This window comes from Nonomuraea jiangxiensis, assembly GCF_900099965.1.
In the GTDB taxonomy this organism is placed as follows: Bacteria; Actinomycetota; Actinomycetes; order Streptosporangiales; family Streptosporangiaceae; genus Nonomuraea; species Nonomuraea jiangxiensis.
The window spans coordinates 329,343-348,806 of sequence record NZ_FNDJ01000006.1; the positions used below are offsets into that span (position 1 = coordinate 329,343).

The 19,464-nt window shown below is 67.6% G+C and carries 16 protein-coding genes and 1 pseudogene; 10 read left to right on the forward strand and 7 right to left on the reverse strand.

The features are described from left to right. The first annotated feature begins 239 nt into the window (after nucleotides 1-239). Complete coding sequence (locus BLS95_RS15920; RefSeq protein WP_090931788.1) at nucleotides 240-2,093, forward strand: AfsR/SARP family transcriptional regulator; 1,854 nt, start codon at nucleotides 240-242, stop codon at nucleotides 2,091-2,093. 7 nt (nucleotides 2,094-2,100) lie between these two features. Here BLS95_RS15920 and BLS95_RS15925 read toward each other — a convergent pair whose 3' ends face one another. The 3 genes from BLS95_RS15925 to BLS95_RS15935 are packed head-to-tail and all read right to left on the reverse strand — an operon-like array spanning nucleotide 2,101 to nucleotide 5,584. Then, nucleotides 2,101-4,908, reverse strand: a complete 2,808-nt coding sequence (locus BLS95_RS15925; RefSeq protein ID WP_090931790.1) for an AfsR/SARP family transcriptional regulator — start codon at nucleotides 4,906-4,908, stop codon at nucleotides 2,101-2,103. 58 nt (nucleotides 4,909-4,966) lie between these two features. Then, the gene (locus BLS95_RS54155; protein ID WP_143043725.1) at nucleotides 4,967-5,347 is read right to left on the reverse strand and encodes a hypothetical protein; all 381 of its coding nucleotides are present in this window, start codon (nucleotides 5,345-5,347) and stop codon (nucleotides 4,967-4,969) included. A 3-nt stretch (nucleotides 5,348-5,350) separates the two neighbouring features. Beyond that, entirely contained in the window at nucleotides 5,351-5,584 is a 234-nt protein-coding gene (locus BLS95_RS15935; RefSeq protein ID WP_090931794.1) for a hypothetical protein, read from the reverse strand. 192 nt (nucleotides 5,585-5,776) lie between these two features. Here BLS95_RS15935 and BLS95_RS55695 point away from each other — a divergent pair, with 192 nt between their 5' ends. Both BLS95_RS55695 and BLS95_RS15945 read left to right on the forward strand, forming a co-directional pair. Next, nucleotides 5,777-6,775 carry a phytoene desaturase family protein gene (locus tag BLS95_RS55695; protein WP_090931796.1) on the forward strand — a complete coding sequence of 333 codons (999 nt, stop codon included), beginning with the start codon at nucleotides 5,777-5,779 and terminating at the stop codon, nucleotides 6,773-6,775. 702 nt (nucleotides 6,776-7,477) lie between these two features. Beyond that, a complete protein-coding gene (locus BLS95_RS15945; RefSeq protein WP_176993215.1) occupies nucleotides 7,478-8,425 on the forward strand; it encodes a cytochrome P450 family protein in 948 nt (315 codons plus the stop codon). Between the two features lie 51 nt (nucleotides 8,426-8,476). Here BLS95_RS15945 and BLS95_RS15950 read toward each other — a convergent pair whose 3' ends face one another. After that, on the reverse strand, nucleotides 8,477-8,872 hold the full coding sequence (locus BLS95_RS15950; protein WP_143043726.1) for a hypothetical protein: 396 nt from the start codon (nucleotides 8,870-8,872) through the stop codon (nucleotides 8,477-8,479). 237 nt (nucleotides 8,873-9,109) lie between these two features. Between BLS95_RS15950 and BLS95_RS15955 the strand changes: the two genes are divergently transcribed. The 3 genes and pseudogenes from BLS95_RS15955 to BLS95_RS15965 all read left to right on the forward strand — a co-directional run bounded on the left by BLS95_RS15955 (nucleotide 9,110) and on the right by BLS95_RS15965 (nucleotide 12,777). Then, on the forward strand, nucleotides 9,110-9,877 hold the full coding sequence (locus tag BLS95_RS15955; RefSeq protein ID WP_143043727.1) for a transposase: 768 nt from the start codon (nucleotides 9,110-9,112) through the stop codon (nucleotides 9,875-9,877). Nucleotides 9,878-10,537: 660 nt separating this feature from the next. Then, a pseudogene (locus tag BLS95_RS15960) lies at nucleotides 10,538-11,223 on the forward strand (TIGR00266 family protein). Between the two features lie 654 nt (nucleotides 11,224-11,877). Next, nucleotides 11,878-12,777, forward strand: a complete 900-nt coding sequence (locus BLS95_RS15965; RefSeq protein ID WP_090931805.1) for a hypothetical protein — start codon at nucleotides 11,878-11,880, stop codon at nucleotides 12,775-12,777. Nucleotides 12,778-12,968: 191 nt separating this feature from the next. On the opposite strand, the gene BLS95_RS56840 is transcribed toward BLS95_RS15965, so the two are convergent. Both BLS95_RS56840 and BLS95_RS56845 read right to left on the reverse strand, forming a co-directional pair. Beyond that, a complete protein-coding gene (locus tag BLS95_RS56840; protein ID WP_218135791.1) occupies nucleotides 12,969-13,877 on the reverse strand; it encodes a transposase in 909 nt (302 codons plus the stop codon). A 28-nt stretch (nucleotides 13,878-13,905) separates the two neighbouring features. Next, on the reverse strand, nucleotides 13,906-14,589 hold the full coding sequence (locus BLS95_RS56845; protein WP_218135792.1) for a transposase family protein: 684 nt from the start codon (nucleotides 14,587-14,589) through the stop codon (nucleotides 13,906-13,908). 1,160 nt (nucleotides 14,590-15,749) lie between these two features. Between BLS95_RS56845 and BLS95_RS15980 the strand changes: the two genes are divergently transcribed. The 4 genes from BLS95_RS15980 to BLS95_RS15995 all read left to right on the forward strand — a co-directional run bounded on the left by BLS95_RS15980 (nucleotide 15,750) and on the right by BLS95_RS15995 (nucleotide 18,987). Continuing rightward, nucleotides 15,750-16,481 (forward strand): replication initiator, encoded by a 732-nt coding sequence (locus BLS95_RS15980; protein ID WP_342742713.1) that lies wholly within the window; start codon nucleotides 15,750-15,752, stop codon nucleotides 16,479-16,481. Continuing rightward, a complete protein-coding gene (locus BLS95_RS15985) occupies nucleotides 16,478-16,669 on the forward strand; it encodes a helix-turn-helix transcriptional regulator (protein ID WP_090931807.1) in 192 nt (63 codons plus the stop codon). The genes BLS95_RS15980 and BLS95_RS15985 overlap by 4 nt, the downstream gene beginning before the upstream one ends. A gap of 68 nt (nucleotides 16,670-16,737) precedes the next feature. Further along, nucleotides 16,738-18,045, forward strand: coding sequence for a tyrosine-type recombinase/integrase (locus tag BLS95_RS15990; RefSeq protein ID WP_342742715.1), 1,308 nt, complete (start codon nucleotides 16,738-16,740; stop codon nucleotides 18,043-18,045). 432 nt (nucleotides 18,046-18,477) lie between these two features. Beyond that, nucleotides 18,478-18,987 carry a hypothetical protein gene (locus tag BLS95_RS15995; protein ID WP_090931811.1) on the forward strand — a complete coding sequence of 170 codons (510 nt, stop codon included), beginning with the start codon at nucleotides 18,478-18,480 and terminating at the stop codon, nucleotides 18,985-18,987. A 230-nt stretch (nucleotides 18,988-19,217) separates the two neighbouring features. Here BLS95_RS15995 and BLS95_RS16000 read toward each other — a convergent pair whose 3' ends face one another. Further along, nucleotides 19,218-19,415, reverse strand: coding sequence for a hypothetical protein (locus BLS95_RS16000; protein WP_143043728.1), 198 nt, complete (start codon nucleotides 19,413-19,415; stop codon nucleotides 19,218-19,220). Nucleotides 19,416-19,464: the final 49 nt, after the last annotated feature.

The window sequence follows — 19,464 nt, forward strand, 5'->3', positions numbered from 1 at the left end:
CCCCGCAAGCGGAAGATTGACGGCGCGTATACCGGGTGATCAGGGCGGCCGAGCGGTCACACGTATCCCGTCAGTTCTTAGGCACAACGCCCCCCTACGCTCGCTGGTGCTCCGGTGGAGCGCCGGGCCGGCCCCCTTCCAGGCGAGGACCGGCAGGTGTGTGCGGGCACCACGGGGAGGTTGTCGTCGCCGGAGACCAAGGGTTCGACGATGGAGTTCGGGGTGGAGGACGATCGATCATGAGTACGGGCTTGCGGTTTTCCCTGCTAGGGCCCGTCCGGGCATGGCGCGGCGAGACGGAACTCGATCTGGGCGCACCCCAGCAGCGAGCGGTGCTCTCCTTCTTGCTGCTGCGTGATGGTGAGGCGGCGTCGGTCGAGGAGATCGTGGACGCGTTGTGGGCGGAGCGGGCGCCGGGGAGCGCGCTGTCCATCGTGCGCACGTACATCTGCCGGCTGCGGCGCTCCGTGTCCTCCGCCGAGGACGACGACCGGGTGATCAGATCCTCGGGCGGCGGCTACGCCATCACCGCGGAGCCGAAGCACGTGGACTGGACCGCCTTCCGTGAAATGGTGCGCGAGGCGCAGGCCCTGCGCCTGCGGGGGAACCTGGCCGAAGCGGCCGACCTGCTACGGAACTCCCTGTCGCTGTGGAAGGGCGCACCCCTGGGCGGAGCCCGCGGCGACTACGTCGACCAGGAGCGGGCCCGGCTGGTCCAGCGCCGGGTGGCCACGCTGGAGGAACAGGTGGCCCTCGACCTGGAACTGGGCCGGCACGCCGAGGTGATCGACGATCTGACGGCGTTCATCGCCGCCGAGCCGATGCGGGAGCGGCTGCGCGAACTGCAGATGACCGCCCTGTACCGATCCGGCAGGCAGGCGGAGGCGCTGGCGGTATACGACGAGGTGCGGCGGTTGCTCGCCGCCGAACTCGGCATCGATCCCTGTGCGGAGCTGCAGGATCTGTACGTGCGCATCCTGCGGGCCGACCCCGATCTCGCCGGCCCGGCACCACGCCCGGCTCCCGCCCCCACGGTCGAACGGCCGCCCGCCCAGGTGCCCGCCGTGCCGCCCGGCTTCGTGGGCAGAGGCGCGGAACTGGCCGACATCCAGAACACCCTCCGTCCCTCGGGGTGGACGCCGGTCGTGGCCATCATCGGGCTCGGCGGCGTGGGCAAGACCGCGCTGGCGGTCAAGGCCGCGCACTCGATGCGGGACCGCTTCCCGGACGGCCAGGTCTACGCGGACCTGGGAGCGTCAACCGGCCGATCGGTGTCCCCCGCCACGGTGCTGGCCTCCTTCCTGCGCGCCTTCGGCGTGCCGGAGGAGCGGTTGCCCGTCCGCCTGGAGGAGCGGGCAGCCCTGTGGCGGACGGTACTGGCCGATCGGCGGGTGCTGATTCTGCTGGACGACGCGATTGACGCGGACCAGGTACACCATCTGCTGCCCGCGGCACCGGGCTGCGCCGCGATCGTCACCACCTGGCGGCACATGATGGACCTGTCCGGCGTGCGCTGGATCAGGCTCGAAGCGCTGCCTCCCGGCGACGCGCTGGAGATGCTCGCCCGGCTGGCCGGCCGCCGGCGGGTCCTAGGGGAGCGGACAACCGCCGTCGAGCTGGTCGAGCTGTGCTCGCACCAACCGCTGGGCGTACGCGTGGCGGCCGACCTGCTGCAGGTCAGACCACACTGGACGGTACGGCAGGTCCGCCTGCGGCTGGAGGACGAGCTGTACCGGCCGGCGGGCACGAACGAGGACTGCGCGCTGATCGAGGCTCCCTTGCTGCGGGCTCAGAGCCGACTCGACGCGCACCAGGCCACGGCCTTCCGGCTCGCGGCGCTGCCCGACCAGGGCGAGCTGACGCCGGAGGCGGTCGCGGCGCTGCTCGACCTGCCCCGGCCGCAGGCGCATCGGCTGCTGGAATCGCTCGTCGACGCGCACCTGCTGCTCGCCGGGCCGCGCGGAACCTATCGCTACCAGCGGCTGGTCAAGGCGTTCGCGAGGCGGCAGGCCTGGGCGCACGAGGGCGTCGAACGGTGCGACGCCGCGCTTCATCGGTTCCTCTCGCAACGCCCCAAGGCCGCTACGGCTTGATGCGGTGTCACCGGTCGCCGCCGAGTTTCGCGATGACGGTCGCCCTGGCCTCGGTCCTGGAGTCGTGAAGGAGTTCCAGGGCCGACCGCCGGCTCGCCCGGGCCGCCTCGTGGTCACCGACGGCCTCCAGGGCATCGCCGAGCCGCTCCAGCACCAGGGCCTCGTGGTCACGACCGTGCCATCCCCGCCCGTCGCCCAGCGTCAGCGACCTGCGATAACTCTCGATGGCGGCGCGGTACTCCCCAAGACCGTGGTGCGCCCAGCCGATCGTGTAAAGGTTGAAGCTCTGGCCGATGAGGCTGCCGAGCTCGGTGTGCAGGGCCAGCGACCGCCGGCTGTGTGACAGGGCCTCGCGATGTTCGCCCAGCCGGATGAGCACCCAGCCCACCGCGTTCAGGGCGCCCGCCTCCTCGAAGGCGCCGGCCCCGTCCAGCCGGGACAGTTCGAGCGAGCGCCGCGCGTGGTGCAGCGCCTCCGCGAAACGGCCTTGCCGGTCGTGCAGGCGAGTCAGCTCGAGGTGCGCGACGGCCTGACCCTTCACATCCCCCAACTCGGTGAGCAGCCGCAGAGCGTCCTGATAGTTCTGGTGCGCCTGGTCGGTCAGTCCGGCGCGGGTGCACGCCGAAGCCAGCGCGTGCAGGGCGTGGGCGTGCATGGACGCCTCGCCCAGCCTGGCCGTGGCCCGCACCGCGATCCGCGCCAACGCCAGCACGCTCTCCGCAGGGCGCATCAACACCAGGTAGGTGTGCGCCGACCAGGCCAGATGCGCGACATGGTGGTCGAGCCCGAGCCGGGCGGCGTGCTCGACGGCGGCGAGGATGACGCTCTCCTCCGCGCTGAACCAGGCCAGCGCCTGAGCCGTGTCGCCGATCCGGTCCGGCGTGACACCGTCGCGCGGCTCGGGCGGGGGAATCACGTTCTGGCCCGGCTTCATCAGCTCCGAGCAGCGGTGGGCCGTGCGGAGGTAATGATCGAGGAATCGGAGCTGAGCCGCCGTGAGCTCCGGTTCCGTGTCCTGCTCGGCGGCCGTCTCGGCGGCGTACGCGCGCACCAGGTCATGGAACGCGTAGCGGCCCCGGACGTGCTCGCTGAGCAGATGCGCGGCGATGAGTTCCGCCAGCAGGGGGCGGGCACGGTCCGGACTCACGCCGATCAGGCCGGCCGCGGCCGTCGCGCTGATGTCGGGCCCGGGCGCGGTGCCCAGCAGCCGGAACAGCCGCGCCGCCGCCGGAGTGAGCGCGTGGTACGACCAGGAGAAAACCGCCCGGGGGGCGGCCGTCGGATCGAAACCGGTAAAGGCATCCAGGCTGCTGCGTTCCCGGCGCAACGCCGCCGCGATGGACGCCAGCGTGAAGGACGGATGGGTCAGGGCGTGGGCGGTGACGATAGCCAGCGCGAGCGGCAACCCGCCACATAGCGACACGATCTGCGCGACCGCGTCCGGCTCCGCGTCCACCCGCTCCGCTCCCAGCCGCGCGCGCAGCAGGTCGGCGGCTTCGCCCGCGAGCAACGGGGCCAAGGTGATCGAGCGGGCGCCCTCGTCGCGGACGAGTCCGTCCAGCCGGTCGCGACTGGTCACGATGACCAGGCAGCCGGTGGCCGCGGCCAGCAGCGGGCGTACCTGTTCGGCGTCCCGGGCGTTGTCCAGCAGCAGGAGCATCCGCCGTCCGGCGACACGGCCACGGAACAGGGCGGCCCGCGCTTCCAGGGTCGCCGGCACTTCCTCGGCGGCCACGCCGAGGCCGGCCAGCAGGACGCGCAACGCCTCATCGGCGCTCATCGCCTGCTCGCTGTGGTGAAAGCCACGCAGGTTGACGTACAACTGCCCGTCTGCGCGGCGGTGGGCCACCTGCTGGGCCCAGTGCACGGCCAGAGTGGTCTTCCCGATGCCGCCCATGCCGCAGATGACCCTGACCATCGCGGCATCCGGCCCGACGGCATCCTCCTCCGCCACCGGCATCTGCTCCAGCTCGGCGCGCCGCCCGGTGAAGACCGGCGGGCCGGCCGGCAGCTGGGCGGGCCTGGTCATGCCCACTTGCTCCACCGAGAGAGCTCTCTCAGCGGCGGGCCGGCCAAGCACGCTCTCTCCGGCGGCCGCCAGCTCCGGCCCGGGGTCGATGCCCAGCCCCTCGGCCAGCCGCTCGCGGACCTTCCGGTAGACGTCGAGGGCCTCGTCCTGGTGCCCGGTCGCGGCCAGCAACTCCACCAGCCGGGCCTGCAGCAGCTCGTCCAGCGGCTCCCTCTCGGCGGCAGCCCGCACTGCCGGCAGCAACCGCGCGGGCATGCCCGCGGCGAGCGAGTGATGCGCGGCCTCACCCACCGCGGCGCCGAATTCCCGGTCCAGAGCGACGAAGCTCGGCCGGGCCCGTACCTCGGGCGCGATCCCGGTCCCCGCAGACCCCCGCCACAACTGCAGCGCCTGCAGGTAACGTTCCACCGCTTCAACCGGGCGCTGCTCCGCCGCGGACGTCCGCGCCTTCACCATGTGCTCGCGGAATCGGAGGAGGTCAGCGCTGGTCGCGTCCACGACGAGCTGATAACCCCCCGCCGCGCGCCGAAGCCAACGGCCCGCCTCACGCGCCCCCAGGTCCGGTTCCAGCGCCCGGCGCAGCATCCCCACGTTCCGGTACAGCACGTTGAGGGCAGTGTCCGGCGGGTCCTGCCCCCACAGGCCGTCGACCAGATCCTCGAGACCGACCGGCCGTCCCCCGGCCGCCAGCAGCAACGCGAGCAGCGCACGCTGTTGCGGGCCGCCCAGACCGACCTCGCGCTCCCCCCGCAAGACCTGCAGCTGACCCAGTACTGCGAACCACATCCGCCCCTGCAGGAGAAGTCACCACCTTTCACGTCATCAGCGAGGGTATGTTCTCCGCTCACGTGCAGATGGCGTTGACCTTGTCCAGAGCGGCTTTCATGCTGGTACGCACCTCGGCCAGCTTGGCAAGGGCCGCGTCCTGGTCGTCGGGATCGATCTGGGCGTTCGTGAAGGTCTCGGCCATGCCGTTCAGAGCCGTCGCGAGGTCACCCTCGGACTGTCCCGCGAGGTCCTTCACCTTGGCGCCCAGATCGGCGTTCAGCTTGTTCATGCTCGCCGCTTCACCGGCCGCGGATTGCGCCTGCGTGGTGTAGTCCTGATACAGCTTGACAATTTGCGCGCACGTGTCGGCATTTCCGCCGCTCCCGCAAGCGCTCAAGGAGCTGACGAGTACCAAAGCAGCGGCGGCGCACCCTCGGCTCAACAGAACACGGAACATGAACTACCTTTCTTTGACAATCGAGACGACGCACACACAGGCGGCGGCCAGCACGAATTCCAACCCGAGAACGAGCCAGGCGTTGTTCGCGAAATCCATGACGTAAGCGAGCCCCGCGACGGCGGCACCGGCGCCGATCGTGGCCACCCACCCGATGCTCTGACGGCCGGGTAAAAGCAGGTGGGTAAGGCAGCCGACAAGCACCCCGACCATCACCGAGCTGAGCAGAAAAAGCACGTGGCGGCCTCCCCTCCACACCTTTTGCTCCGATCGTAGAGGTGCGTCATTGATGAAGAATTGACAGCATGCAAACGAGCCTCCTGCGGTGTACCGGTTGCCGACTTGGGCCGGGACGGGCGAAGTCCGCGCACGATTGATTTCCCGTTTATCCCGGCAGTCGGATTTCGAACATGAACCTAGATTAGGGACATGACATATGACGTGCTGATTGTGGGAGCCGGGCACAACGGGTTGATCGCAGGGGTACGCCTCGCGAAAGCGGGATGGTCGGTGCTGATTCTCGAGAAGGAGCCGAGGCCGGGTGGGGCGGTGCTGAGCGAGGAGCTCACCCTCCCCGGTTTCGTCCACGACGTGTTCTCCACCAACCAGAACCTGCTGCTCGGATCGCCGTTCTACGCCGAACACGCCTCCGCGCTCGCGAAGCACGGACTGAAGTACGCCGTGGGCGGCAAGCCGTACGCCAACGCTTTCCCCGACGGCACCGCACTCGGGGTCGACCAGGACCTGGAACGAACGCTGGCGAGCCTGCGCGAGCGCGACCCGGCGGATGCCGACGGGTGGCTGCGGCTACAGGAGCTGTACGACCTGTTCAGCCCCACCTTGTTCTCTCTCTACACAGCGCCCGTGCCCTCGGCCGCCATGACGTCGGCCCTGGCCAAAGCCGCGCGCCGGCTTCGGCCCCGCGGCCTCACACGTCTGGCGCAACTGCTGGCCAGTTCCACGAGGGAACTGGGCGACGCCTTCTTCACCACTCCCGCGGCCAAGGCGATGGTGGCCTGCTGGGGCATGCACCTCGACTTCGGTCCCGACGTCGCGGGCGGCGCCATGTTCCCCTTCCTGGAGATCTTCACTGATCAGCGCCAGGGCATGTCGATCGTCGAGGGCGGTGCTTCCCGCATGGTGGAGGCTCTGGTGGGCCTCCTGAAGCAGTACGGGGGCGAACTACGCGTCGGCGCCGAGGTCCGGCAGATCACCACCTCCGGCGACACCGCCCGGCAGGTCGTTCTCGCGGACGGCGAGCGCATCACCGCCCGGCGCGCCATCATCGCCAACACCACGCCGACCGCGCTGTTCGGGAGATGTCATCGTGCTGCACACCCTGGACTGCCTCGGCCGCAACCTGCGCGAGGTCCTCAATCTCGTCCGCGGCGGAGCAGCACGCTGCTGACCGCGGTGCAGGCCAGGTAGGCGGCGATCGCCAGCAGCGGGGTCGCTGGTGCCGGCTATGACAGCGCGAGCGAGGAGAGCAGCAGTGTGCCTCCGCCGAGTATCGCCCCGTGAGAGCGGCCGGTCAGCAGTCGCCCGTTACGTACACGACCGGCGCGTCGAACCGCTGATCCACAAGGCACCTCCTCCAGCGAGGCGTCCCCGTCACCGTCTACGACCGGCCGACAGCCGCGACCGCCTTGCTGCCCGACCGATAGCGCGCATACTCCGGGAAGTAGGTGCGGCGCAGATGCTCCTCGGCCGGAAGGGTGACCATCTCGTTGCGCGCTCGCCGCCGCAGCTGGAGGCCGTCTATATGGCGTCAGCTGCGCGTATATCCCGCCGAATTAGCGTTCCCTGCGACCGGTGCCTGGGCGCCGGGGCCAAAAATCCGTCAAGTGACACACGGGGGTTGTCATGACCGCTTCCGCGCTTGGGAGCGCGTTGCCGAGCCCGTTCAGCGCCGTCATCGGCGACGAACGCCATGCCGTTTACGCGGAGCTCGCCGCCAGGGGGCCTGTCCATCCGATCACCACACCAGCCGGCGGACAGGCGTGGCTGGTGACCAGCTACGACCACACGAGGGCGCTGCTGACCGATCCCCGTTTGATCAAGGGCGGCTGGCGGAACACCGCGTACGCGGACAGGCTTCCCGAGGCCGTCGCGCGCGGCATCCACACGACCATGCTCAACAACGACCCGCCGATGCATACCAGGCTGCGCAAGCTGGTGATGCCGAGCTTCAGCCGACGCAAGGTGGAACGGCTGATCCCGCGCATCCAGCAGATGACCGACGAGCTGCTCGCGGCGCTCGACGGTGAGGATAGTGTCGACCTGATCCCCGCTCTGGCCTATCCGTTGCCGATCGGCGTGATCTGCGAGCTGATCGGCATCGCGGAGGAGGACCGGGCCGATTTCCGGGCTTGGACCCCGCCGGTCGTGTCCCCTGGCGTCTTCGGCTTCGACGAATTCCAGGAAGCCATCACTGCTCTGCTCGGCTTCAGCCGCGACCTTGTCCGCTCCAGGCGTCATGACCCGCGCGACGACCTGCTCTCCGACTTGATCAGGGCCGGTGAGGGTGAGGACGGGCTCACCGACGACGAGCTGACTTCGATGATCTTTCTGCTGGTGGTCGCCGGCCACGAGACGACAGTGAACCTCATCGGCAACGGCGTACGGGCCCTGCTCGCCCACCCCGATCAGCTCGCTCGGCTCCGCGAACGTCCTGAGCTGCTCGAACCGGCGATCGAGGAGCTCCTGCGTTATGACGGGCCGGTGCAGAGCACCTTGTCGTACCGGACGACGGAGCCCATCGACGTCGACGGAACGAAGATTCCGGCCGACGCGGCGGTCTTTTTCGCCCTGATGGCCGCCAACCGCGATCCGCACGTCTTTCCTGACGGCGACACCCTGGACATCAGTGGTGAAGCGCCGGCGCACATCGCCTTCGGCCACGGCATCCACCACTGCGTCGGCGCGCCCCTCGCTCGCATCGAGGCCCGCATCGCGATCGGCACACTGATCGAGCGCTTCCCCGGCATGCGGCTCGCTGCTTCTGCGGAGGGTCTGGGCAGGACACCATCAGTGATCATCAACGGTCTTTCCGCCCTGCCGGTTCACCTCCGCGCTTAGAGCGGGAACTCACGTAGGTTCGGCATCTCAAGGCCTGTTCGCCTCGTGGGCTCAGCGCATTGAACGTCGCGAAGAGTATCGGCGGAGAGCGGCTTCGAGTGCGTCCGGCAGAGCAGCGTCGGTGATGACCAGGTCGTCGCCCAGGTTGAGGATGCGCACCTCGCCGTGATCGAGTTCGAGCCGGAGGCCGATCTCCGTCTCGATCCGGTGGTCGATGATGTGGTGAACGGCTCGGATCGACTGGCCGACGAATCGGCTCATCAGAAGGTTTTCTGCGGCGGGACCGACGGTGACCTGGCCGTACTCGTCCATGTCATAGGAGTTGTGTGGTTGATCGAGCGAGTCGTCGGGAGCGGTGTGAAAGCGAACCGGGCCGAGATCGCTCAGGTGCAACCACATATGCACCAGCGATGCTTGATCATCGCAGGGATGGGTGTGCCAGGACACCCGTCCGCACTGCCATGCCCACGACTACGCCCACCCCGGCAAGCCGAAGATCGCCTGGGACGATGAGGAGGCCAAGACCACCCTGGTGAGCGGGCTGGTCACCGACGCGCTCACCCTGCCCAACTGCGTGAGCGGCCAGGATCTGGACGAGGCAGCCGAGCACGCGGTCGGCTTGCTGGCGGTGATCGCCGGTCAAGACGTCGAGCCCGCCGACGACTCCGACAGCACCGACGGACGGTGGCGGATCGCCCGCCGCACCGCCCCGACCGGATCATCCCCACCATCGATCCCGAGGCCCGCCACATCCACAAGAGCGGCCGGCAGCGTGACGACGGCTACAAGGTCCACCTGGCCGTCGAGCCGGAGACCGGACTGTTCACCGCCGTCGCGCTGCGCCCCGGTGCCGGTGCCGCCCATCACGAGACAGCCGTCGCCCCTGACCTGCTCGCCGCTGAACGCGGACCGCTGCAGATCCTGGCCGATGCCGCTTACGCCGCCGCCTGGTTGCGCGCCACCCTCACCGACGCCGGACACCGGCTGCTGATCAAACCGCCCGCGCTCAAACCCGCCGTGGCCGGCGGGTTCACCCTGGACGACTTCATCATCGACACCGGAGCCGGCACAGTCACCTGCCCCGCCGCGCACACCGTCCCGCTCGCCGCCCCGGCAGGCCACTACCAGCAGCGCCGCGCCACCTTCACCGGGTTATGCGCCGCCTGCCCCCTGCGCGATCGCTGCACCACCGCCAAGACCGGCCGCATCGTGACCATCCGCCCCCACCACGATCCGCAAGCCGCCGCCCGGCACCCAGGCCAACGACCGCCGGCTCCATCACCGCGTCGCCGCCCTCAACCTCCGCCGCCTCATCAACCTGCGACTCATCCACACCAATGGCATCTGGACCCTCGATCTCACCGCTCCCTAACGCCGACGCATGCCGACCCGCCCACCAAGATCGTCAGGACACTTCTAGCGCCTGTACGGAGTTGCGGTCGGAGGGGTTGAAGCCAGCCGTGCAGGCCGCTCGCGCAGCAGGCCGGCCGGCATCCGCCGCGATCAGCAAAATCGTCTTGCTTCCCCGGGCCTGTGTTGACAGTGCCCACCTCATCGGGGAGGCCGGACATCGTGGCTCGTCAAAGCCGCGCAGAAGTCGGTCGGCACGGCGACGGGCGATCGGCAGACCGTCCGCAGTTTCGCGGAGCAGTTCGCGACGCTGCTGGTCAGGACCAGCCTTCCCGGGATGCCTGCTCGCGTGTCTTCTGCCTGCTCGCCTCCGGCTTTGTGGGCCAGTAGCCAGGGCGAGGTGATCCATGGCGGCCACGATTGTGGGTAGGTCGCCTGTCCCTGAGTGATCCCGCGCCCACTTCGGCCGTCCCTAACGGCTTTGAGCGGGAAAGCGGCCGATGTTCCGCACGATGGCGGCCACGGCGAGCTCCCTCAGGGACGTCCGGACGTCGCTCGCTTGGCCGTCTCATTCGATCACGGGGACACCTTGGTGATCCGCGAACGCCAGGCTCCGCGAAATCCGTCAGCGAACTGTTCCGTGGCCCGGACGCCGGACGGTCGGCCCGGCTGACGACTGGAGCGTATACGCGAAGTCAACGAGCCATGTGCGGCAGTCCGCCAGAGTCGCTCCGGACAAGATGATCGGGATGGAGGGACTACATGAAGACCGAGATCCGTCACCCTGGTTCGTTCGCAGTCGCGCGCTGCCATCCGGACGGCGGGGAGACACTGCGCGTCGAGGCGGGCGCCATGTACGCGACGAGCGCCGGTGTCCAGCTCCGGGCCAAGGTGGAGGGCGGGCTGCTGCGCGGGCTGGCGCGATCGGCGCTGGGCGGGGAGTCGCTGTTCACCACCCGCTACACCGCTCCGGAGACCGGCGGCTGGGTGGACGTGGCGCACCACCTGCCGGGCGACTCGAGTCTGCCGAGGTACGCGGCGATCGCGCGCTCCTGCTGACCAAGGGATCGTGGATCGCTTCCAGTGACGGTGTGGAGATCGTCACCAAGTGGGGCGGCATGTCCAACCTCATCGCCAACGAGGGCGGCTTCCTCATTAGGGCGCAGGGTGACGGCGTGGTCGTCCTCGGCTGCTACGGTGCGATGGACGTGATTGACCTCGCGGCCGGGCAGCAGGTGGTCGTGGACTCCGGGCACCTGGTCGCCTACGACGACACGGTCAGGAGCAACCTGCGCCGGGCGGTCGAGGGCAAGACGATCCAGTCACTCAAGTCGGGCGAGGGCCTCGTCTTCGAGTTCACCGGGCCGGGCCGGATCATGACGCAGACGCGGAACCCGGGAGCCCTGATCCTGCACCTGTCGGAGGTGCTCCCCTTCGAGCGCGCTTGACATCGCGAGCAGATGACCGGCCAACAGCCTGCCGGAAAGATACGACGTGCCAGACGTGGGTTACGAGGCGGGCTCCGATCCTCGCTACCAAAGTCAGGCCGGGCCTGTCCTGAGATATCGGCGGGCTCGAACCGTCTAGATCTGGGCAGTCCCGCCATCGGCGATTGCAAACACGAAGGCACAGGATCGCCTTAGATCAAGCTCGGAACTTGGCCGCGTATCGGCTGCGAGAGGCCGTAGGACACCGGATCGCCGTAGAGGGCCGGACACAACGCGAGGGGCCCGCCACTGCGCTTCCGCTGGTGACGGGCCTCTTCCCGCTGGTGTGGCAGGTGCAAGGTTCGAACTTGCGTAGGCTGAGCCGACGGTTTTACAGCGGGCTGACGTTCTTGGTCGTAGTGATCCTCTGATCTGCGCATACTGCTCGCGTTCGAGGGTCGGCAGGTGAGATCATCCCGTACATATCCCGCGCCAGTTTCGCGGACGTGCAGGCCCGCACGCACGTCCTCCCGCCGAACATCCCGTCCCCAGTCGAATCGCCGAAGGACCGCAGTAAGGCATGCCCAAGAGGCTTACTTGATCTCCTCCACGGTGAACCAAAGAGAACGGGTGGCACGTCCCAATGGGGTGCGATCTCTTCGGGTAGTCCTCGCCATGCTCGCCGCTCTTGTTCTGATCGAACGTGATAGCGCGGAAGACAAGACCCCACAACTGGATCACGTCGTCACGGCTTCGTGCCCGCAGAGGTCCAGTCCTGACTTGTTTGCCATGCCTCGCCAGCGGCTCCCCTACGACTTCGTCGCGGCCCAGGTCATCCGCTGCCGCTGGGAGTCCCGTTACTTATCGGGCCGGGGGCGCTGGGAGGTGGTGATCCAGGAACACACCGACGGGCCCGCCGACGAACTGATGACCGAGCTACGCCGCCGCTCCGAGAGCTCGTTGTTTCCCCCGATCTGCACGATGGAAGCCATCTTCGTCGACTACTTCGTCCTGGTGGATCCCTCCGGCAGGGCGGTGCTACCCAAGATGCCGACCGGGGTTTGCGGAAAACCGTACCCTTCCGCTCTGAACGCCCTTCGCAGCCTGCCGTACCAGGTGGATGAACAGATACCCATCCAGAGCCTCGAGAGCGAGAAGTCCTTCCGGGCCGGATGCCACGACCAATATCCGGACGTACTCCAACGCTTTGGACGGCTGGACGTAACTCCGCAGACATCGAACCACCCGCGCTCATGGAATCCTCCGCCGGAAGGCCTGCGGGTGTGCGTCTTCCGGATCGAGAACAAGACCGCGGGCAGGCTTAACCCGATGGACCTGCCAATAGGAAGACTCGAGTCCTCACGCATCCTCAAAGGCAGCAGCTTGCGCGCCCTACTCACCGCCCTGGACACCGCACCAGCCAGCGACTGCCACGACCATCACACCCGCTTCGCGATACTGGACCCCGGCTTCCGCGAGGCATACGTCGAGCTCGACGGCTGCCATAACTTGTTGCGCCCCGGTGAAAACCTCCGCCGTCTCACCTCGGATGCCGTAGGAGTTCTCACCCAGTAACCGCCCTGCCAGACGCTCCATGGTGAGGCATCCAGGACGTCTGCGTGGCCCCAGGGGGATCCGATACATCATTCCGTCTGCCGCCAGCTCGCCGGTGTGGTTGGTCCAGAGTTCGAACTTGCGTAACCTGAGCCGACTGTCGACGACGCGTGAATTCAGGGTCTGGCACGAATTCCGTGATCGTGGCGGGTTCAGTCGGCGAGTAGGACGCGTTTGCGCAGTAGGTCGGGGTTGGCTCGCCCGTACATCTGCCGTTTGAGCATCTTGACGCGGTTGACGTGCCCTTCGACCGGGCCGGAACTGTAGGGCAAGGTCAAGCCCGCCTTGGCTGCGTCGAGATCGCGGCGAAGCCCTGTGATGAAGGAGCGCAGTTCGGGCAGGTCGTCGGTATCGGCTGCGGCTATCCAGCGTTCGAGGTGGTGGCCGTGCCGGTTGACCATCATGTCGGCGAAGGTGCGGACGTGGTCGTAGAGCCTGGCCAGGGGTGGACAGGCGGTGGTGAGCGCGTCCAGGTGTTGCTGCTCGTCGGAGGTGAGGGTGGCGGGGTTGCGCAGCAGCCAGCCGGTGGCCTGCCGCACTGTAGACGGAGGCGGTGGTGGCGGTAGTTGCACGGTGGCCGAGCGCCAGGACTGCAGGTATTGGCGGACGGTCGTGGGTGCACCGCGGTAGCCGCGTTCGCGGAGTTCTTGGTAGAGCTGTTCGGCGTTGGTGCAGCCGTCGTTCCAGCGCTGGCGCAGGTAGGGCTCGAAGGAGTCCAGCGCGCGGGGGCGGCGTCCGGTGCCGTCCTTGACCAGCAGTTCCTCGGGGCTGTCGGCGCGGGCGAAGCGGCGTACGGGGTTGCGGGTCAGGCCGAGTTCGGCGGCGATCGCGTGCAGGTCGCGTCCTTGGGCGAGCAGGTGGTGGATGGCGGCATGCCGCTGTCGTGTCCGCTCAGCCAGGCGTCCCGTGCGAGCCGACAACGGCATGTCCGTCCCGGTCGGCTGAGGGCGGTTGCCGGGTTCGGCGACCTCGGCCGGCGGGGTGAGTGGCGGCAGGTCACGCAGGACGGCGCGGTGCTTGGCCAGAGTACGTTCGACGGCTTCGCCGAGGTTTCTCCACATGTGCCAGCGGTCGGCCACCTGGGTTGCTTCAGGTGCACCGCGGGCGGCGCCCTCGGCGTAGCTGCCGGGCGCGGTCGCGGCAGATGATCTGGGCTCCTGGGTGGTCGGTCAGCCAGGTGGCCAGCGCGTCGGCGGAGCGTTCGTCCAGCATGTCGATGGGTAGCCGGGTGGTGATGTCGATCAGGATGGTGCCGTAGCGGTGGCCCCGGCGCAGGGCGAAGTCATCCACGCCGAGTACCTGGGGCGCTGCTTCCAAAATGGGATCGGGCAGGGCTCGGATGATCCGGATCAAGGTCATCCGGCTCACCGCCGTGGCCAGCCGGCTGGTGAGCCGGGCACCGGCCCGGCCATCGAGCGCCAGGGCGATGGACCGTAACGTCTGGAGCAGGGAATGACTGTGGCGACCGTAGCGCACGGTCAGCCCGGGTACCTGTTCGACGAAGGTCTGCCTGCCACACCTGGGGTTACGGCAGAAGAAGCGTGCCACCAGCAGGTGGATCAGCGTCTCCTGGCCGCCGACGGCCGCATCAACGAGCCGCCGTTCGTACCGGCTGTGCACCCTCTTCGACACCCCGCCGCAGGTGGGGCATGCCGCCTGCGACGTGCTCGTTCTCGCCTGGATCCGCACCGACTTACCGGAGCGGGAGACCCCCTCGACGCAAACACCGGCCAGGTGAGGAAAGAAGATCTGCAGATGCTCAGATACGTCCACTCAACATGATCAACAAGCATCGATCTGAGTCCACCTGAAGATCACGGAATCTGTGCCAGACCCAGTATTCGGCCGTCGTTGACACCGACGGGTTTACAGCGGGGTGACATTCCCGACTGCATCAGGCCCCTGACCTCGGCGTACGGTTTTCGCTTTCCCTCTGCCAGGGAAGATCATCCCGCCTATATCCCGCGGGGCAAGGGGCCAACCAACGAGCTCCCTGGAGCCTGCTTCCAGATCGGTTCAATGCAAGTCAGTGGCTGTGTACGGTCTTCCCTTCAGCAGTACACCTGCCATTCCTCATCAGGGACATAGCCCTCTGTCACATCACAGACACGATCGGCCCATTCGCGGGCAACGAAAACCGGGCGCGTCAGGAGGATATCTCCAGCGCGTTGCGCACGCAGTACGAGCCCAAGCTCGTCAGCTCCAAGATCTCCGTACTGCGAGCAGTGGACCGCTTCCGGCAGTCCCCGTGACTGCATGTGATCAACGAACAGATCGACCAACTCGGACGGCACACGTCCAACCAGCCGAAGGCCGTCCATCCTCACCTGAGGACCGTGCCGCGCATCAACCGCGATGCAGGACAGCTGACCAGACTCTGCGTAGTACGTCGTCAGGGCACCCCCGTAAGAGGTGGGCAGACGGAACCACGCAAGGCGCCCTCCACACCTGCAAGGGCCTGTGGAAGGGGGATTCGCATCCAGCGCAGCAATCACCTCGTCATGACTCATCCCGAACCGGAGTGGTCCAACGCTGACGAGCGGCGTGAAATCCCACTGCAGTCGTTCCGTGTCGGCTAAAACGAGGCCTATAGGTTTCATGGACCGCACCCTTTCGATGCCCTGTCAGCTCGTTGCAGCCGCACCCTACCGCGCGAGCAGAAACACTTGCTCGGGGTAAGCCCTCGAGACGATTAGGCAGTGCGTCATGGGCTTCAGCCACATCATTCCTCTCAATGCCGATCGTCCTCACCAGCCCGGCAACGGGGGTCAGCCACGCTACCTCGGTGAGCCAGGGTGAGGAACGAACCCTGGATCGTCGATCGCCCCAGCCATCTACGGCGACCGGCCATGCAGTGGCGATCGTAGGGGTGCATCTGTGCGGCGGCGCGGCAACCCCCGGTCGGAGCGTTCGGTCCGTACGACGGGGCCGGCGTGCGGTGCCCGGCCCGGTGTCCCGCCGCTGGCCGGGACCGGCCCCCAGGCCGCACGCCCGGACGACGGGCGGGCGGAGGGCCGGAGGTACGGCGGCGCGCCGCGCCGCCGCTTGACGAGGACGCCGACCCCCTGCACGTCATCCGCTTCGGCGAACAGGTCGATGTCCAAGGCGTGCTCGCTGGGACCCCGGACGCCGACCAGTGCATCCGGTACCTGTCCAAGTACCTGACCAAGTCCATCGGCAACGCCCTCGACGGCGGCCAGGCCCAGCAAGAGCACGCAGCCCGCATGCTCGACGCCCTCCGCTACGAACCCTGCTCACCCACCTGCCCGAACTGGCTGCGCTACTGCACCCAGCCCAAGGACGCCAAGCCCGGCATGGTCCCCGGCCGCTGCCGTGGCAAGGCCCACAAGCCGGAACACCTCGGCTACGCCGGACGCCGCATCCTCGTCTCCCACAAGTGGAGCAACAAGACCCTCGCCGAGCACAAGCAGGACCGCCGCACCTGGGTCCTGGAAGCCCTCGGCCAGGCCGACGAACCAACCGAACCACACCGCTACGTCTGGCGCTCCCTCCCGGCCGGAGACGCCAACGTGCCACCACTGGCCGTCCGGCTCCTCAGATCCGTCCACGAGCGCCAACGCTGGCGAGCCCACCTCCGAGAGCTGGAGGCCAGAACAGCCGGACAAGATCTTTCGGCAACCGAGGACCAAGGGAGGGCCGCATGAGCCAGCGAAACGAACTCCTGACCGTCCGACAGGTCCTCGACGAGCTCGGCGGTGTCTCCCGCCGCACCTTCTACCGCTGGCGCGAGATCGGCAAGGCACCGAAGGGCATCCGCCTGCCCAACGGCGAACTCCGCATCTACCGCAGCGACCTCGATGCATGGCTCGAATCCCTCCGAAGCACAGCATGACGACCTCGTACGACGTGAAGTTCTGGGAGATCCGGCGGAACAAGTCCAGCAAGTCACCCTCCTATGAGGTGCGCTGGAAGGTCGGCGGCCGGGAGAAGTCCAAGACCTACAAGACCAAGGCCCTCGGCGAGAGCTTCCTGACCGACCTGCGGCAGGCCGCGAGAAGGGGAGAAGCGTTCGACCTGGAGACGGGTCTCCCCGAGTCGATGATCAAGGCCAAGGACGCGCGGACAGTCCTTGACTTCGTGAAGGCGTATGTCGAGGCGCGCTGGCCACACGCGGCTGCCAAGAGCCGTGACAGCATGTCCGATGCCTTGGCCACGGCTCTTCCGGCATTGACGACAAACAGGCCAGGGCGGCCGGACGCTGCGCTCCTCCGTGTTGCGCTGCGCCAGTACGTTCTCCTGCCCGAAGACAAGCGGCCCACGATGCCAGCCGACATCGCGCGGGCCGTCAGCTGGCTGGAGGCGGCATCTCTCAACATGGGAGACCTCAACGAGACCAAGGCCGTCCGCCCGGCCCTGGACGCCCTCACGCTACGCCTCGACGGCAAGAAGGCCGGCGCCAACACGATCAAGCGGAAGCGCGCCATCCTTCACCACGTCTTCGAGTACGCGGTGGAGCTGGAAGAGCTGCCGTTCAACCCGCTGCACCGCATCAAGTGGAAGCTTCCGAAGACCACCGAAACAGTGGACCCACGAGTCGTGGTCAACCCTCGCCAGGCCCGCGAACTGCTCGTGGCGCTCACCTATGTCGGCAAGCGCCAGCGTGGCGGGAAGGGGCGGGGGCAACGGCTGATGGCCATGTTCGCCTGCATGTACTTCGCCGCCCTCCGGCCTGGTGAGGCGGTCAGTCTTCGTGAGCAGGACTGCCACCTCCCCGCGGAAGGCTGGGGACGGCTCACCCTCGACGGCTCACGCCCCGAGGTGAACCGCCGATGGACCGACACGGGAGACGCTCACGAGCTGCGCGGGCTCAAGCATCGTGGCGCGGACGACGTCCGTCGGATCCCGATCCCTCCAGAGCTGGTCAAGATCCTTCGGCAACACATCGAAGAGTTCGGCGTCGCCCCGGATGGGCGTCTGTTCCGCAGCGAACGGGGTGGAGTGATCGCCTCGACGGCTTACACCGAGGTCTGGCAGGAGGCCCGCACACTGGCTCTCAGCCCCGCCCAGGTCGCCTCACCGCTCGCCCGCCGACCGTACGACCTCCGGCACGCGGCCGTCTCCCTCTGGCTCAATGGCGGCGTACCGGCTCCGGAGGTGGCCGCCCGTGCTGGCCATGGGGTGGATGTCCTGCTGCGCGTCTATGCCAAGTGCATCGACGGCCAGGAGGAGATCGTCAACCAGCGGATAGCGGACGTCCTGACCGTATGAGATCACGAACAACATTCCTCGAAGGGCTCCGGCTTCCCCCGGGCCTTTCGGCGTTGCAGGGCCGCATCATCCCGCGCATACTCCGGATCATGGGCGTCTACCTGGGGAAACGCCGCAGAATCCATCCCGCGTATATCCCGTGACCAGCGACAATCAGCCGCTCAGGGCTGCCCACGGTGGCACACCCTTGAAATGCAGAAGAGGCCCCGTAGGGCCTCTGAGCTGCAGCTACTGCTGGTGGCAGGTGCAAGGTTCGAACTTGCGTAGGCTGAGCCGACGGTTTTACAGGGCGTCGCGACTAACGCTCGCACCTATGCCTCGACCTGCTACGCGTCTCCTGCACACGCGCTTGGCTACGGAGATCATTTCCCGCATATTGCACGGCAAGTCGATCACGCCGGGAGGCAGCTGGCACGCCCTGATAATGGTCTCATGAAGCTCCCGACAGAATTGCGTGACCAACTGGCCACGCTTCGAGGCGACCTGCTACACGGGCAGCTTGTCGGCTCTGTCACCGATGCGGGCTGGATTGCCTGCGAGCTGATCGGAGCCGGAGTCGACACACCGACCACCCTTGAGCTGGCCGGATACGCTCTATCCATCGGCTCCATGTCCGAGATCGAGCCGTTGATCCGTCAGGTGTTGTCCGAGTGCGGAATGCCTCCCATAGACCCCCGCCAAGAGCCATGGGCTACCGCCCGCGATATCTCGCTGGCCATGCGGGACGGCACACTACCTATCTCATCCGGAGCCGATTTCCTGATCACTGAGCTAATGGCGAGGTGCGGTTATCCGCCGGAGATCACCGAACTCGTGATCCTCATCGATGACTGGGAAGCCGTACGGGATACGCAACCAACCGATGACGAGCTCCGCGTGCGTGCCGGAAGGATCGCGGAAGCTGCGGAGCTGCGCAGCTCGCACACACCTCCACCTGCCTGATCATCCCGTCTGCCGTCGACCCGCCCGAAGGGGAAGCGGGCCAGGGCCACGGGTCAAGGGTGGAGCGCCCCACCGGACGAACGACCCTTGACCCGTGGCCCTGGTCTGCTCGGCTTGTCCCGGGTCGATGGCGGGCGGGATGATCAGGCTTCCACGCCAGCCACTTACGGTCCTGGCTCACCGGATGGTGATCATCCCGGAGTCGGAGCGCCCCCGCCGGAGGCCCTGGGTTAATCGGGAGTAGAAGCCCTCCCAGTACTCTCGGTGAAGTCGTCGGGACGCGTCTGGCGCAGCTTGCGATGCCGGTCTACGTAGAAGTCGAGGGCTTCGTGAAGAGTGCATTCAAAGGTGTCCTTGATGAGCTTGATGCCTCTGATCGTTTGTCCCTGTATGACGAGGTCGTCTAATCCGGCCAGTTCATCGCTCATGCGGTGATCCTTGAGGTGGGACCACTGCTCCGGCAAACCGTTTTCCGGT